The organism is Pacificispira sp. (assembly GCF_965228185.1).
Taxonomy (GTDB): domain Bacteria; phylum Pseudomonadota; class Alphaproteobacteria; order UBA8366; family Aestuariispiraceae; genus Pacificispira.
The window spans coordinates 691,149-707,082 of sequence record NZ_CBDDHE010000006.1; the positions used below are offsets into that span (position 1 = coordinate 691,149).

Genomic DNA, 15,934 nt, shown 5'->3' on the forward strand with positions numbered 1-15,934 from the left:
GGTCATTATTCCTGATGCGGGTTCGGCCTTAGGCCATCTTCGCCTTGACTTCGTCGGCGACGGCCTGCGGCACCGGCTCGTAATGGTCGAACTGCATCGTGTACTGGGCACGACCCTGGCTCAGCGAACGCAGCGTGTTCACATAGCCGAACATGTTGGCCAACGGCACCATGGCGTTCACGACACGGGCGATCCCGCGCTGATCCATGCTGCTGACCTGGCCACGGCGGCTGTTCAGGTCGCCGATGATGTCGCCCATGTAATCTTCCGGGGTCACAACCTCGACCTTCATCACCGGTTCCAGCAGACGCGGGCCTGCCTTCTCCATGGCTTCGCGGAACGCGGCGCGGGCCGCGATTTCGAAGGCCAGGACCGACGAGTCAACGTCGTGATAGGCGCCGTCGACCAGGCGAACGCCGAAGTCGATGACCGGGAAGCCGGCCATGATGCCGCTGTCCATCTGGGATTCGATCCCTTTCTGGACGCCCGGGATGTATTCCTTCGGCACGGAACCACCAACGATCTTGCTTTCGAAGGTGAAGCCTTCGCCCGGCTGATGCGGTTCGAATTCCAGGCTGATCTTCGCGAACTGACCCGATCCGCCGGTCTGCTTCTTGTGGGTGTAATCCACGGAAACCGACTTCGTGATCGTTTCGCGATAGGCGACCTGCGGGGCGCCGATATTGGCGTCCACCTTGAATTCGCGCTTCATGCGGTCGACGATGATGTCCAGGTGCAGCTCGCCCATGCCGGCGATGATGGTCTGGCCCGATTCCTCGTCCGTCTTCACGCGGAAGGACGGATCTTCGGCGGCCAGACGCTGCAGCGCCTGAGACATCTTTTCCTGGTCCGCTTTGGTCTTCGGCTCGACCGCGATCTCGATGACCGGATCGGGGAATTCCATCCGCTCCAGGATAATCGGGTTGGCCGGATCGCACAGCGTGTCACCGGTCGTCGTGTTCTTCAGACCCGCGATCGCGACGATATCGCCCGCCATCGCGTCCTTGATGTCTTCCCGGCTGTTCGCATGCATGAGCAGCATGCGGCCAACGCGCTCCTTGTTCTCCTTAACGGAGTTCATGACGTAGGAGCCGGATTCCAGCGTACCGGAATAGACGCGGCAGAAGGTCAGCGAACCGACGAACTGGTCGGCCATGATCTTGAAGGCCAGCGCGGAGAACGGCGCGTCATCGCGCGTCTTCCGTTCCATCTTCACTTCCGGATCCTTCGTGGAGACGCCCTGGACGTTATCAACGTCGAACGGCGACGGCATGAAGTCGATCACGGCGTCGAGCAGCGGCTGAACGCCCTTGTTCTTGAACGCGGTGCCGTTCAGAACCGGAACGAAAGCGCTGGAGATCGTGCCCTTGCGGATGCACTTGATCAGCGTCTCAACGTCCGGCTCGGTGCCTTCCAGATAGGCTTCCATGGCGGCATCGTCTTGCTCGACGGCCAGCTCAACCAGCTTCTCGCGGTATTCCGCAGCCTTTTCGGCCATGCTTTCCGGAATATCGACATATTCGAAGGCCGCGCCCAGATCCTCACCCTTCCACACGATATGCTTCATGCGGATCAGGTCGATCAGTCCGTCATAATCGGCTTCCGCGCCGACCGGCAGGTTCACGACCAGCGGCGTGGCACCCAGGCGATCAACGATCATGTCGACGCAGCGATAGAAGTCGGCGCCCATGCGGTCCATCTTGTTGACGAAGCACATGCGCGGAACGCCGTACTTGTCAGCCTGACGCCAGACGGTTTCCGACTGCGGCTCGACGCCGGCGACGGCATCGAACACGGCGACGGCACCATCGAGCACGCGCAGCGAACGCTCGACTTCAATCGTGAAGTCGACGTGGCCGGGGGTGTCGATGATGTTGATCCGATGCTCGCGCCAGAAACAGGTCGTGGCGGCGGACGTAATCGTGATACCGCGCTCTTGTTCCTGCTCCATCCAGTCCATCGTGGCATTGCCGTCATGGACTTCGCCGATCTTATGCGAACGGCCGGTGTAGTACAGAATGCGTTCGGTCGTGGTCGTCTTGCCGGCATCAATATGGGCCATAATGCCGATATTGCGGTACCGTTCGATCGGGGTAATGCGGGGCATGGTCGACGCTCCTTACCAGCGATAATGGGAGAAGGCTCGGTTGGCCTCCGCCATCTTGTGGGTGTCTTCGCGTTTCTTGATCGCGGCGCCCCGGTTATTGGCGGCATCCAGCAATTCGCCGGACAGCCGCTCGACCATGGTGTTTTCAGAACGCTTACGAGCCATATCGATGATCCACCGGAAGGCCAGCGCCTGGGCGCGGGTCGGGCGGACTTCGACCGGAACCTGGTAGGTCGCACCACCGACGCGGCGGGAGCGGACTTCCAGATGCGGTTTCACGTTTTCCAGCGCTTCGTGGAAAACCTTCATCGGGTCGGCGCCGCCACGACCGGCCATGCGGTCCAGCGCACCGTAAACGATGCGTTCGGCCGTGGACTTCTTGCCGTCCAGCATGACCGAGTTGATGAATTTCGACAGCACGACATCGCCGAACTTTGCGTCCGGAATGATTTCGCGCTTCTCTGCACTATGACGACGAGACATGTCTTAGGGTCTCCCGATCACTTCGGCCGCTTGACGCCGTACTTCGAACGGCGCTGGCGACGATCTTTGACGCCCTGCGTATCGAGCGTACCGCGAATGGTGTGGTAACGGACACCGGGAAGGTCTTTCACACGACCGCCACGGATCAGAACCACCGAGTGTTCCTGCAGGTTATGGCCTTCACCAGGAATGTAGCTGGTCACTTCGTACCCGTTGGTCAGGCGGACGCGCGCAACCTTACGAAGGGCCGAGTTCGGCTTCTTCGGCGTGGTCGTGTAAACGCGCGTGCAAACGCCGCGTTTCTGCGGGCACGCTTCCAGCGCCGGGACCTTTTCCCGGACCGGCTTGTCCTTCCGCGCTTTGCGGATCAGCTGGTTGATCGTCGGCATATGATCTTCCCGTCGCCGTTTCTCTTCTGGGGCCACCCCGGAACATCCGGGTACCCTGGTCCATCCAAATCGCGCCGGCCGGCTTAACCCGGCACGAAGCGAACCGTAACGACGGCGGAAGAAAGTCCTTCCGACCCCGCCACGCATGAAAACTCAATTATGTTCGGCGCCCTCACCCAATGGGCGAAGACGCCAAGTCAGCTCTGGTATGCCTGAGCTGCGTTTAGGCTCATACCGCTTCCGGTGTCACGCGAGAGAAGGCCGAAACCTTCCCCGGTCAGTCGAAGCGTCCGATGCTGTCCGATTGCTCGTTCATCACCAGATCGGGCCTACCGCCAGCCCCTTTCCAAGGCGCGCGGATACTATTCACGCACCCTACCCGCGTCAAGCGCGATTCTCAGGGTTTTTTGGGAATCTTTCCGTCTTTTATTATAACTCTATGACACCAGGTTTGAGCAATTTTATTTCAGCGCTCGGCCGAATTTTCCCGATTTCCCGCACGCCCGACCAGACCAGGCCGCCGGACGCCGTTCGGAGGGACTTCCGGACAGGTGCGTGATGGCGGTGTTTTCCCTTGGCGCGAGAACGGTTTCCGAGGATTGTATGTGTCGGATTTCTCGGAGGGGGTTCCTATGCGTCGCCTTTTGCTGCCATTGGCGGTCTGTTTGACCGCGTTCTTTAATCTTGTCCCGGTGTCGGGCGTCGCCCCCGGGATCGTAAGGGCGGCCGAGCCCCTGCGGATCGCCTATCTGATCCCCGGCAGCAACAAGGAACCTTTCTGGCAGAGCGCCCATGCCTTTGCCCAGGCCGCGGCCGACGATCTGGGGTTTGTCTTGGAAGTCCACTACGCCTTCAACGACGCCAAACGGCTGTTGGCGACCGGTAAGGCTGTCGCGGCGCGGGCCCAGGACAAGCCCGACTATATCCTGTTCCACAACTACGAGGGAGCCGCGCCTTATATTCTGAACGCGGCGGAGCGGAATGGCATCTTCGCCTTCCTGGTCGGCACCCGCCTGTCCGACAGCGTGCAGGACCAGGTCAAGGGACCGCGCGTCAATTTCAAGAAATGGCTGGGCGAGCTACGCACCGACAATGTCGGCGGCGGCTATTCCTTGGCGCGGATGATGTTCCGTGCGGCCCATGAGCGGAAATTGGTCAGCGCGTCCGGTCGCTATAAGATGGTCGTGATGAATGGCAGCGTCGGCGATGTTGCCGCGATCGACCGTCAGGACGGTGCCAAGCTGGCGGCGGAGGAATACTATCACGGCGACATCACCATGCGCGCCGTGGCGGACTGGTCCCGGATCAAGGCACGGGCTATCACGGCCCGCGCTTTCGAGAAACAACCGACAGCCTCGCTATACTGGGTGGCGAATGATCTGATGGCGCTCGGGGCGCTCGATACGTTCGAACGCACCCGGCGCATCCCCGGCGTCGACACCCTGATCGGCTGTTTCAACTGGTCCCCCTGGGCGCTGAAGGCCGTCGCCGAGAATCAGATCGAATTCGTGCTGGGCGGGCATTTTATGGAGGCCGGTGCCGCGATCGTGTTGTTGTTCGATCATTCGCGCGGGAAAGATTTCGCGGATCAGGGTACCAGTTTCACCCACGACCACGGGTTGGTGACCAAATCAAATGTCCGAGCCGTCTATCAGCGCATGGTACGTAATGATTTCTCCAGCATCGATTTTCGTGTCTTCAGCCGGGTGATGAACCCGAACTGGCAGAGATACGAGTTCGACGCGATGACCTTTCTCGCCGCCATGAAATAGGCCAGAATCCGCCCTCGGTTGGGTTTTCCGCCAGGGTCGTGACGCGCCCGTCCGCTCATGGCATAACCGGCCGGTCGGCGTGCGGAACAAAGGATCGTAGCGGATGGTTGCCAGTTTGGTACGGGCGTTTGCCGGGCTGGTTTTGGCCGTATTGACGGTCTCGCCCCTCGCCCTTCCCTTAGCCGCCGGCGCTTCTGCGCAGACACCGATCTCGGGCCCGATCCGCATTCTGTTCATCAATCCTGCGCCGCCGGAGGACAAGCATTGGGGCATCGTCACCGATGTCATGCGCGCGGCGGCCGCGGATCTGAATGTCGAGTTGGAGGTCCAGAACGCCTTCCACAGCGCCGCCTATACCCTGAAGCACGTTACCCTGGCGACGCAGCGGGATGTGAAGCCGCACTACATCATTTTCCGCAATGTCGACAATGTCGCCATCAAGGTGTTTCAGGCAGCCCATTACGCCGGGATCAACACAATCACCATCGATGCCCCGCTGCATAGCAACGAGATCAAACAGATCGGCGGACCGCGCGAGAAAGTGTCGACCTGGCTGGGCCAAGTTGTCCCCGACGCCGCGACGGCAGGCGAAAGCCTGGGCAATCTTCTGGTGCGCGAGGTTCAAGCCACCGGGGCCAAAGGCGTGATCGAGATCGTCGCGATGAGCGGGCCGGAACAGGATATCGGATCGCAAGTCCGGGTCTTCGGACTGAAACGCGGCATCAGCAAGATCGGCAATGCGCGACTGCTGCACGCCTTTCCCGGCGATTGGGACACCCGCGTCGCGGATCGGGAGGCGTACAAAGCCTTCCGTCATGCCGCATCGTCCCCGATCTGGTGGGTGGCGGACGACAATATGGCATTGGGCGTCATCAACGTTCTGCGCAACACCCATCGCAAGGTCGGTACGGATACGTTTATCGGCGCGTTTCATTGGACCGAGCCGATGATGACGGCGATTCTGCAGAACAAGGTTCAATATGTCGCGGGCGGCCATTTCATACAGGGCGCGGCAGCGCTGATCCTGGCGCACGACCATGCCAGGGGGCGCGATTTCGCGGATCTGGGGCTGAACTACTCAATGGATTTTTCCTTCCTGTATCGGAAGAACGTCGCCCAGGTCGGCCGGATCATGATCGCCGGCGCCTGGGATCGCATCGATTTCCGCCGATTCAGCCGTGCCGCCAATCCCGCCCTTCAACAATACGATTTCAACGTGAACAGCTACCTGAAAGCGGTATTGGGTCAGTAACGCGCCGACCATTGCCCGTTTGGCCGGACACAGTCTAGATTTCCCCTATCCGCGCCGCCCATTCGAAGGAGCATCCCGTTGGACATTCGCGAAGACGACCTGACCGGGCCGGAAATCGCCAAACTGCTGGAGGCGCATCTGGATCTGATGCGCTCTATCTCGCCCGAAGAGAGCGTCCATGCGCTGGACCTCGATAAACTGCGTCAGCCGGAAATCACTTTCTGGACCGTCTGGGACGGCAACAGCTTGCTGGGGTGCGGCGCGCTAAAGGAGCTCGATCCGACCCATGGCGAGATCAAATCCATGCATACCAGTGCCGCCAGCCGGGGACGCGGCGTTGCCGATCTGCTTCTGCGGCATATCCTGGGCGTCGCCGATTCCAGAGGCTATGAGCGCCTGAGCCTGGAAACAGGGTCGACCGACCATTTCCTGCCCGCCCGCGGCCTTTATGCCAAATACGGTTTCGTCGCCACCGGGCCGTTCGGCGCGTATCGTCCCGATCCGCACAGCGCCTTCATGACGCGAGACTGCCGCTAGAGTTAACCGCGAACAAAGAAAAAGGGCCCCGACGGATCAGGGCCCTTCTTCAATTCTATACAGCCGGTCTTACTCGGCGGCGTCCGACGATTCCGTTTCGGGCGCCTCCGCACCGGACTGGGCGGCCTGTTCGGCTTCCAGGGCGGCCTGCGCGGCAGCGCGTTCCGCCTGGATCACCTTGTCGCGACCGACGGCGACGCCGCGCAGACGCTTCATCACCGAACCGGTACCAGCCGGGATCAGGCGACCCACGATGACGTTTTCCTTCAGGCCTTCCAGCGTGTCGATCTTGCCGTTGACGGCGGCTTCGGTCAGCACGCGGGTGGTTTCCTGGAAGGACGCGGCCGAGATGAAGGAGTTGGTCTGCAGGCTCGCCTTCGTGATGCCCTGCAGCACCGGCTTCGCCGTGATCGGCGTCTTGCCGTCCTTCTCCAGCTTCTCGTTCATCGTCTGGACCTCGTAACGGTCCAACTGCTCCCCGACCAGCATGTAGCTGTCGCCCGGATGGATCACTTCGACCTTCTGCAGCATCTGACGGACGATCACTTCGATATGCTTATCGTTGATCTTCACGCCCTGCAGACGATAGACGTCCTGGATCTCCTTGCAGAGATAATCGGCGAGCGCTTCCACGCCCAGCACTTCCAGAATGTCGTGCGGCACCGGGTTGCCGTCCATCAGCATTTCACCCTTCTGGATGAAGTCGCCTTCCTGAACGGTGATGTGCTTGCCCTTCGGGATCAGGAACTCGGACGTATCCTTATCCTCGTCGGCCGGGCGGATAACGATCCGGCGCTTGGTCTTATAGTCCTTGCCGAATTCGATATAGCCGTCCTGGTCGGCGATGATGGCGAAGTCCTTGGGCTTGCGCGCCTCGAACAGTTCGGCCACTCGCGGCAGACCCCCGGTGATATCGCGCGTCTTCGAGCTTTCCCGCGGAATGCGGGCCAGCACGTCGCCGGCCTTCACTTCGGTCTGGTTATGGACCGACAGGATGGCGTCGACGGACATGAAGTAGCGCGCTTCCATGCCGTTCGGCAGGGTGACGACTTCACCATCCGTGCCGCGCAGCGTGATCCGCGGACGCAGATCGTTGCCCTGGGCCTGCTGCTTCCAGTCGATGACGACTTTCGACGCGATACCCGTGGCTTCGTCGACGACGTCGCGGACGGAGACGCCCTCGACCAGGTCGACATAGTGCGCGACACCTTCGGTTTCCGTGATGATCGGGATCGTATAGGGGTCCCATTCGGCCAGGGTCTGGCCTTTCACCACTTGCGCCGCATCGTCGATGCGCAGACGCGCGCCGTAAGGCACACGGTGCTTCGCGCGCTCGCGGCCATGTTCGTCGACCAGAACCAGCTCGCAATTCCGGCCCATGACGACCAGGCGGCCTTCGGAGTCCGTCACCACGTTGCGGTTGTTGATCTTCAACACGCCGTCGACCGAGCTTTCGACCGAGTTCTGTTCGGCACCGCGCTGGGCCGCCCCGCCGATGTGGAACGTCCGCATCGTCAGCTGCGTACCCGGCTCACCGATCGACTGCGCCGCGATGACGCCGATGGCTTCGCCGATATTGACCATGGTCCCGCGGGCCAGGTCGCGGCCGTAGCAGGTGCCGCAGACGCCGACCTTGGTTTCGCAGGTCAGGACCGAGCGGATCTTGACCGAGACGATGCCGGCGGTTTCGATCGCGTCGGCTTCCGGTTCGGTGATCAGATCGCCCTTCTTGACGATGATCTCGCCGCTCAGCGGGTCGACCACGTCTTCCGCCGTGCAGCGGCCCAGGATCCGTTCGGCCAGGCCTTCGATGACGTCGCCGCCTTCGATGACCGCGCGCATGGTCAGACCATGCGACGTGCCGCAATCCTCTTCCACCACGATGGCGTCCTGGGCGACGTCAACCAGACGGCGCGTCAGGTAACCGGAGTTCGCGGTCTTCAACGCCGTATCCGCCAGACCCTTACGGGCACCGTGGGTGGAGTTGAAGTATTCAAGGACGGTCAGGCCCTCCTTGAAGTTGGAGATGATCGGCGTTTCGATGATCTCACCCGACGGCTTGGCCATCAGGCCGCGCATGCCCGCCAGCTGCTTGATCTGTGCGGGCGACCCACGGGCCCCGGAATGGGCCATCATGTAGACCGAGTTCAGGCCCTTGCCGCTCTGCATGATCTTCATCATCTCGTCGGCGACCTTGTCGGTCGTGCCCGACCACAGGTCCACCACCTTGTTGTACTTTTCAAGCTGGGTGATCAGACCGTCGAGATACTGCTGTTCGTATTCCTTGACCTGCGCCTGGGCTTCTTCGATCAGGGCCGTCTTGGCTTCCGGCACCAAGAGATCGTCCTTACCGAAGGAAATGCCCGCACGGCAGGCCCAGCCGAAGCCCAGCCCCATCAGCTTGTCGCAGAAGATCACGGTCTCTTTCTGACCGGTGTGGCGATAGACCACGTCGATCAGGTTGGAGATGTCCTTCTTGGTCAGCAGGCGGTTGATCAGGCTGAACGGCAGATGCGGATCGCGCGGCAGGATCTGCGCCAGCATCATGCGGCCCGGCGTGGTGACCACGCGCTGGCGCACCTGATTGCCGTCGGCGTCGATCGTATCATAGATCGACTTGATCCGGCTGTGCAGGCTGATCGCCTTGGTTTCCATCGCATGTTCCATCTCCGCGAGGGTCGCGTAGACCGGAACACGATGGGCCTTGGCCTTGCCGTCGGTGATCAGCTTGAAGCCGACCTTCGGGTCGCTTTCGCTCAGCAACGCGCCGGTTTCGGCGTCGCGCAGCACGACATCGTCGCGCTCCAGGGCCGCCGTCAGGGCTTCGACGCTGTCCATATGGACCACCGGGCTCGGCGCGTCGTTGCGTTCATGCGTGATGTAGTACAGGCCCAGAATGATATCCTGCGACGGCACGATGATCGGCTTGCCGTTGGCCGGCGACAGGATGTTGTTCGTGGACATCATCAGCACGCGCGCTTCGAGCTGGGCTTCCAGCGACAACGGAACATGGACCGCCATCTGGTCGCCGTCGAAGTCGGCGTTAAACGCCGCGCAAACCAGCGGGTGCAGCTGGATCGCCTTGCCTTCGATCAGCTTCGGTTCGAAGGCCTGGATGCCCAGACGGTGCAGCGTCGGCGCGCGGTTCAGCAGAACCGGGTGCTCACGGATGACCTCTTCCAGGATATCCCAGACTTCCGGGCGTTCCTTTTCGACCAGGCGCTTGGCGGCCTTGATGGTCGAGGCCATGCCGTAGGTTTCCAGCTTCGAATAGATGAACGGCTTGAACAGTTCCAACGCCATCTTCTTCGGCAGGCCGCACTGATGCAGCATCAGTTCCGGACCGACGACGATGACCGAACGGCCGGAATAGTCGACGCGCTTGCCCAACAGGTTCTGACGGAAGCGGCCCTGCTTGCCTTTCAGCATGTCGGACAGCGACTTCAGCGGACGCTTGTTGGCGCCGGTGATGACGCGGCCGCGGCGGCCGTTGTCGAACAGGGCGTCGACGGATTCCTGCAGCATGCGCTTTTCGTTGCGCACGATGATGTCCGGCGCGCGCAGTTCGATCAGCCGGCGCAGACGGTTGTTCCGGTTGATGACGCGGCGGTACAGGTCGTTCAGGTCGGACGTCGCGAAACGGCCGCCATCCAGCGGGACCAGCGGGCGCAGTTCCGGCGGGATGACCGGGATCACGTCCATGATCATCCATTCCGGGCGCGCACCGGAGGCCTGGAAGGCTTCCAGCAGCTTCAGGCGCTTGACCAGCTTCTTGCGCTTGGCTTCCGAGCCGGTCTCGGCCAAATCCTCGCGGGTCTTCTCGATCGCTTCGTCAACTTCGATCTGCGACAGCATGGACTTCAGCGCCTCGGCGCCGATTTCGGCCGTGAAGGCGTCTTCGCCGTACTTGTCCTGGGCGTCGAGATACTCGTCCTCGGTCATCAGCGACTGGATCTTCAGATCCGTCAGGCCGGGTTCCGTGACGACGTAGTTCTCGAAATACAGGACGCGTTCCAGATCCTTCAGCGTCATGTCCATCAGCAGGCCGATGCGGCTCGGCAGCGACTTCAGGAACCAGATATGCGCGACCGGCGAGGCCAGTTCGATATGGCCCATACGCTCGCGGCGGACTTTGGACAGCGTGACTTCGACACCGCACTTTTCGCAGACGATGCCTTTGTACTTCATGCGCTTGTACTTACCGCACAGGCATTCGTAATCCTTGATCGGACCGAAGATGCGGGCACAGAACAGGCCATCCCGTTCTGGCTTGAACGTCCGGTAGTTGATCGTTTCCGGCTTCTTGATTTCCCCGAAAGACCAGGACCGGATCCGCTCGGGCGAGGCCAGCGAGATCTGGATATGGTCGAAGCTCTGGAGCCCTTGGGGCTGACCGAAAAGCTGCATCAACTCATTCATGTTGCTCTCCTTTGCGCCCTGTCAGTCTAGCGGCGCTGTCAAGCGGTGGAGGAAAAGGGACGGGCGAGATTTAACGCCCGATCACATTTCCTCCTGGATCAACTCCACATTCAGGCCCAGCGACCGCAGTTCCTTGACCAGAACGTTGAAGCTTTCCGGAATGCCGGCTTCGAAATTGTCGTCGCCGCGCACGATCGCTTCGTAGGTCTTGGTACGGCCGGAAACGTCGTCCGACTTCACCGTCAGCATTTCCTGCAGCGTGTAGGAGGCGCCATAGGCTTCCAGAGCCCAGACCTCCATCTCGCCGAAGCGCTGACCGCCGAACTGCGCCTTGCCGCCCAGCGGCTGCTGGGTGACCAGCGAGTACGGGCCGATCGACCGGGCGTGGATCTTGTCGTCGACCAGGTGGTGCAGCTTCAGCATGTAGATGATGCCCACCGTCACCGGACGTTCGAAGATTTCACCCGTGCGGCCATCCGTCAGCCAAACCTGGCCGGAGGTCTGCAGACCCGCCTTTTCCAGCATCTGGTTGATGTCGTCCTCGCGGGCGCCGTCGAAGACCGGCGTCGCGATCGGGATCCCGCCGGTCAGGTTACCGGCCAGTTCCAGAACGCTGTCGTCGTCCATCGATTTGATGTCGGAGACAATGTCAGCCTTCTCGTAGACGCCTTCCAGCGTCTTGCGCATGTCTATCGCCTTGCCGCCGGCCTTGTACTGTTCCAGCGCGTCGCGGACCTGGTTGCCCAGGCTGGCACAAGCCCAGCCCAGATGGGTTTCCAGAATCTGACCGACGTTCATACGCGACGGAACACCCAGCGGGTTCAGCACGATGTCGACCGCCGTGCCGTCTTCCAGGTAGGGCATGTCCTCGACCGGCATGATCTTGGAGATAACACCCTTGTTCCCGTGACGGCCGGCCATCTTGTCGCCCGGCTGCAGCTTACGCTTCACCGCGACGAAGACCTTGATCATCTTCATCACGCCCGGGGGCAGTTCGTCACCGGCCTGGACCTTTTCGACCTTGTCGTCGAAACGGGCCTGAACCCGCGCGACGGCTTCGTCGAATTGCTTGCGCAGCACGTCCAGGTCGTCGTTGACCGTGGCGTCGTCGACCGCGACCTGGCGCAGCTGACCGGTGGTCAGTTCATCCAGCTCGGCGCGCTCGACCTTGCCGCCGGTCTTGAAGCCCTTCGGCCCGGCCGTGATCTTCTGACCGTCGACCATGTCCAGGAAGCGGTTGCGGAAGGAGCGCTCCAGGATGCCGCGTTCGTCGTCGCGGTCCTTGGCCAGCTTTTCGATTTCCGCCCGTTCGATGGCCAGCGCGCGCTCGTCCTTGTCGACGCCGCGGCGGGAGAAGACGCGGACCTCGACGATCGTGCCCTTCGTGCCCGGCGGCATGCGCAGCGACGTATCGCGAACGTCCGACGCCTTTTCACCGAAGATGGCGCGCAGCAGCTTCTCTTCCGGGGTCATCGGGGATTCGCCCTTCGGCGTCACCTTGCCGACCAGGATATCGCCGGATTCGACCTCGGCCCCGATATAGACGATACCGGCCTCGTCGAGGTTCTTCAGAGCCTCTTCGCCGACATTCGGAATATCGCGGGTGATTTCTTCCTGACCCAGCTTGGTATCGCGGGCCATGACCTCGAATTCCTCGATATGGATCGAGGTAAAGACGTCATCGCGCACGATCCGTTCGGAAATCAGGATCGAATCTTCGAAGTTGTAGCCGTTCCACGGCATGAACGCGACCAGCACGTTCCGACCGAGCGCCAACTCGCCCAAATCCGTCGACGGACCGTCACCGATGATGTCGCCGGCTTTGACCTCGTCCCCGACTTTCACCAATGGGCGCTGCGTGATGCAGGTCGACTGGTTCGAGCGCTGGAACTTCAGCAGGTTGTAGATATCGACCGAGCTTTCGCGGGCGGCTTCGGTATCGCTGCGGCGCACGACGATGCGGGTCGCGTCGACCTGGTCGATGATGCCGTCATGCTTGGCGACGATCGCGACGCCCGAGTCTTTCGCGACCCGCGCTTCCATCCCGGTCCCGACCAGCGGCGCAGAGGCCTGCAGGAGCGGCACCGCCTGACGCTGCATGTTCGAGCCCATGAGAGCGCGGTTGGCGTCATCGTTTTCCAGGAACGGGATCAGGGCCGCGGCGACCGACACCAGCTGGCGCGGCGACACGTCCATCAGATCCACATCCTGCGGCCGGGCGACCATGTAGTCGCCGCGCGCACGGCACTGCACCAGGTCTTCGACCAGGTTGCCCTGCTCGTCGACCGGCGAGTTGGCCTGCGCCACCGTGTAGCGGGTTTCTTCCATGGCCGACATGTAGATCACCTCGTCGGTGACCCGGCCTTCGGAAACCTTGCGGTACGGCGTTTCGATGAAGCCGTACTTGTTGACGCGGGCATAGGTGGCCAGCGAGTTGATCAGACCGATATTCGGGCCTTCCGGCGTCTCGATCGGGCAGATACGGCCATAATGGGTCGGGTGCACGTCGCGGACTTCGAACCCGGCGCGTTCGCGGGTCAGACCGCCCGGGCCGAGGGCCGACAGGCGCCGCTTATGCGTCACTTCCGACAGCGGGTTGGTCTGGTCCATGAACTGCGACAGCTGCGAGGAGCCGAAGAATTCGCGCACCGCCGCGGCCGCCGGCTTGGCGTTGATCAAGTCGTGCGGCATGACGCTGTCGATATCGACCGAGCTCATGCGCTCGCGGATCGCGCGCTCCATGCGCAAGAGGCCGATGCGGTACTGGTTCTCCATCAGCTCGCCGACCGAACGCACCCGGCGGTTGCCCAGGTGGTCGATGTCGTCGATTTCGCCCTTGCCGTCCTTCAGTTCGACCAGAACCTTCAGGATCGACAGGATGTCTTCGCGGCGCAGCGTCCGGGTCGTGTCCGGAACCGAATCCAGTTCGAAGCCCAGGCGGGAATTCATCTTCACCCGGCCGACGGCGGACAGGTCATAGCGCTCCGAATCGAAGAACAGGCTGCGGAACAGCGCTTCGGCCGTTTCCAGCGTCGGCGGTTCGCCCGGACGCATGACACGGTAGATGTCGATCAGCGCGTCTTCGCGGCTGGCGTTCTTGTCGGCGGCCAGGGTGTTGCGAATCCAGGGGCCGACATTGACACGGTCGATATACAGCGTCGGCAGGTCGACGATACCGTTGTCGACCAGCTGCTGCAGATTTTCTTCCGTCAGCTCGTCGCCGGCTTCGACGATGACCAGGCCGGACTTTTCGTCGATCAGATCCTCGGCGACGAAACGGCCGATCAGGTCGTCCTGGCGGGCCAGCACGTCCTTCACGCCGGCATCGGCCAGCTTGCGGATCAGGCGCGGGGTAATCTTGCTTTCCGCCTCGACGATCACTTCGCCGGACTTGGCGTCGATCAGGTCGTGGGTCAGCTTCTGACCGCGCAGACGCTCGGCGTCGAACGGCGTCTTCCAGCCGCTCTTGGTCAGCGTGTATGTGATTTTCTCATAGAAGGCGCCGAGGATGTCTTCCTTGGACATGCCCTGGGCCAGACCCGGATCCAGCTGTTCGCCTTCGAGGGCCAGCTCTTCGCGCTTGGCAGCGGTCTCGGCATTGTCGAGCGCCAGCAGCAGCGTCGTCGCCGGCAGCTTCCGGCGGCGGTCGATACGGACATAGACCAGGTCCTTGGCATCGAATTCGAAATCGAGCCAGGAGCCGCGATAGGGAATGACCCGCGCGGCGAAGAGATACTTGCCCGACGAATGGGTCTTGCCCTTGTCGTGATCGAAGAACACACCCGGCGAGCGGTGCATCTGCGAGACGATCACGCGTTCGGTCCCGTTGACGATGAAGGTGCCGTGTTCGGTCATGAGCGGAATATCGCCCATGTAGACTTCCTGCTCCTTAATGTCGCGCAGCGAGCGGGAACCGGTTTCCTCGTCCACGTCCCAGACCACCAGGCGCAGCGACACTTTCAGCTGCGCGGTATAGGTCAGGCCGCGCTGACGGCATTCCTCGACGTCGTATTTCGGACGTTCCAACTCATAACGGACGAATTCCAGACGGCTCCGGTCAGAGAAGTCTTTGATCGGGAAGACGCTGCTGAACACTTCCTGAAGGCCGGCTTTTTCCCGTTGGTCCATCGGGATTCCGGTCTGCAAAAAGGCATCGTAGGAGGTCTTCTGAACTTCGATCAGGTTGGGCATTTGCGCCACTTCCGCAAGACGCCCGAAGCTTCTGCGGATACGCTTCCGACCGGTGAACGACATCGCCATCTCGTTCCTCATCCTTCATCTGTTTCGCGCCGCCCATCTCGCCCGTGGCCGCGTTGCACGGCCGATCGAAACGGGTTTCGCCATCTGCAACCGATCCAAGTCGGACGCCGAATGCGCCGCGACCGGAGCGGGATCGCCCCGCGACTCCCGGCATGCCGGGGATCGGAGGCGCGTCGAGGGACGGAGCCGACTGCCGGCTTCGCCCCTCTTCAAAACGCCGTCGGGACGGAACCGTTTCGACCGTATGGCCTCGCGGTCCCGTCCTCGACGTAAAGCCGATTACTTCAGCTCGACGGTCGCGCCGGCTTCCTCGAGCTTCTTCTTCAGAGCTTCGGCCTCGTCCTTGGCAACGCCTTCCTTAACGGCTTTCGGCGCACCTTCGACCAGGTCCTTGGCTTCCTTCAGGCCGAGGCCCGTAATCGCGCGGACTTCCTTGATGACGTTGATCTTCTTGTCGCCGGCGGCGGCAAGAACGACGTCGAAGGAGTCCTTTTCTTCGGCAGCCGGAGCGGCGTCGCCGCCACCGGCACCCGGAGCAGCAGCCACAGCGACCGGAGCCGCGGCGGAAACGCCCCATTTTTCTTCCAACATTTTCGAGAGCTCAGCCGCCTCGATGACGGTCAGGTTCGAGAGCTCTTCGGCCAGTTTCTCAAGATCAGCCATTTCTCATCACTCCATTCAGGCAGATTGTTTGGACTCGTGCTTGTCCCGAGCC

Annotated in this window: 9 protein-coding genes; 3 read left to right on the forward strand and 6 right to left on the reverse strand. The window is 61.7% G+C overall.

Translation table 11 applies throughout. The features are described from left to right. Positions 1 to 28: 28 nt before the first annotated feature. Genes fusA through rpsL form a run of 3 tightly spaced genes read right to left on the reverse strand, consistent with a single transcriptional unit; the run spans position 29 to position 2,979 of the window. On the reverse strand, positions 29 to 2,107 hold the full coding sequence (gene fusA / locus ACO06O_RS13980; RefSeq protein WP_421880811.1) for an elongation factor G: 2,079 nt from the start codon (positions 2,105 to 2,107) through the stop codon (positions 29 to 31). Positions 2,108 to 2,119: 12 nt separating this feature from the next. Next, positions 2,120 to 2,590 carry a 30S ribosomal protein S7 gene (rpsG, locus tag ACO06O_RS13985; RefSeq protein WP_420419551.1) on the reverse strand — a complete coding sequence of 157 codons (471 nt, stop codon included), beginning with the start codon at positions 2,588 to 2,590 and terminating at the stop codon, positions 2,120 to 2,122. 17 nt (positions 2,591 to 2,607) lie between these two features. Next, the gene (gene rpsL, locus ACO06O_RS13990; RefSeq protein ID WP_169627166.1) at positions 2,608 to 2,979 is read right to left on the reverse strand and encodes a 30S ribosomal protein S12; all 372 of its coding nucleotides are present in this window, start codon (positions 2,977 to 2,979) and stop codon (positions 2,608 to 2,610) included. Positions 2,980 to 3,611: 632 nt separating this feature from the next. Here rpsL and ACO06O_RS13995 point away from each other — a divergent pair. The 3 genes from ACO06O_RS13995 (at position 3,612) to ACO06O_RS14005 (ending at position 6,540) form a co-directional block, all read left to right on the forward strand. Further along, positions 3,612 to 4,751: an ABC transporter substrate-binding protein gene (locus ACO06O_RS13995; protein ID WP_421880815.1), complete on the forward strand. Its 1,140-nt coding sequence runs from the start codon at positions 3,612 to 3,614 to the stop codon at positions 4,749 to 4,751. 103 nt (positions 4,752 to 4,854) lie between these two features. Then, a complete protein-coding gene (locus ACO06O_RS14000; protein WP_421880818.1) occupies positions 4,855 to 6,003 on the forward strand; it encodes a substrate-binding domain-containing protein in 1,149 nt (382 codons plus the stop codon). Positions 6,004 to 6,081: 78 nt separating this feature from the next. Beyond that, a complete protein-coding gene (locus ACO06O_RS14005; RefSeq protein ID WP_421880820.1) occupies positions 6,082 to 6,540 on the forward strand; it encodes a GNAT family N-acetyltransferase in 459 nt (152 codons plus the stop codon). A gap of 69 nt (positions 6,541 to 6,609) precedes the next feature. Here the strand turns inward: ACO06O_RS14005 and rpoC are convergent, their stop codons facing one another. The 3 genes from rpoC to rplL all read right to left on the reverse strand — a co-directional run bounded on the left by rpoC (position 6,610) and on the right by rplL (position 15,882). Beyond that, complete coding sequence (gene rpoC / locus ACO06O_RS14010; protein WP_421880823.1) at positions 6,610 to 10,959, reverse strand: DNA-directed RNA polymerase subunit beta'; 4,350 nt, start codon at positions 10,957 to 10,959, stop codon at positions 6,610 to 6,612. Between the two features lie 81 nt (positions 10,960 to 11,040). Beyond that, positions 11,041 to 15,219, reverse strand: a complete 4,179-nt coding sequence (gene rpoB, locus ACO06O_RS14015; RefSeq protein WP_421880825.1) for a DNA-directed RNA polymerase subunit beta — start codon at positions 15,217 to 15,219, stop codon at positions 11,041 to 11,043. 279 nt (positions 15,220 to 15,498) lie between these two features. Then, positions 15,499 to 15,882: a 50S ribosomal protein L7/L12 gene (gene rplL, locus ACO06O_RS14020; RefSeq protein WP_420419544.1), complete on the reverse strand. Its 384-nt coding sequence runs from the start codon at positions 15,880 to 15,882 to the stop codon at positions 15,499 to 15,501. Positions 15,883 to 15,934 lie beyond the last annotated feature (52 nt).

Excerpts from the sequence above, each read along its gene's own strand:
- fusA (WP_421880811.1), bottom strand. The coding sequence starts at position 2,107 with ATGCCCCGCATTACCCCGATCGAACGGTACCGCAATATCGGCATTATG.
- rplL (WP_420419544.1), bottom strand. The coding sequence starts at position 15,882 with ATGGCTGATCTTGAGAAACTGGCCGAAGAGCTCTCGAACCTGACCGTC.
- ACO06O_RS13995 (WP_421880815.1), top strand. The coding sequence starts at position 3,612 with ATGCGTCGCCTTTTGCTGCCATTGGCGGTCTGTTTGACCGCGTTCTTT.
- rpoC (WP_421880823.1), bottom strand. The coding sequence starts at position 10,959 with ATGAATGAGTTGATGCAGCTTTTCGGTCAGCCCCAAGGGCTCCAGAGC.
- ACO06O_RS14000 (WP_421880818.1), top strand. The coding sequence starts at position 4,855 with ATGGTTGCCAGTTTGGTACGGGCGTTTGCCGGGCTGGTTTTGGCCGTA.
- rpsG (WP_420419551.1), bottom strand. The coding sequence starts at position 2,590 with ATGTCTCGTCGTCATAGTGCAGAGAAGCGCGAAATCATTCCGGACGCA.
- rpsL (WP_169627166.1), bottom strand. The coding sequence starts at position 2,979 with ATGCCGACGATCAACCAGCTGATCCGCAAAGCGCGGAAGGACAAGCCG.
- rpoB (WP_421880825.1), bottom strand. The coding sequence starts at position 15,219 with ATGGCGATGTCGTTCACCGGTCGGAAGCGTATCCGCAGAAGCTTCGGG.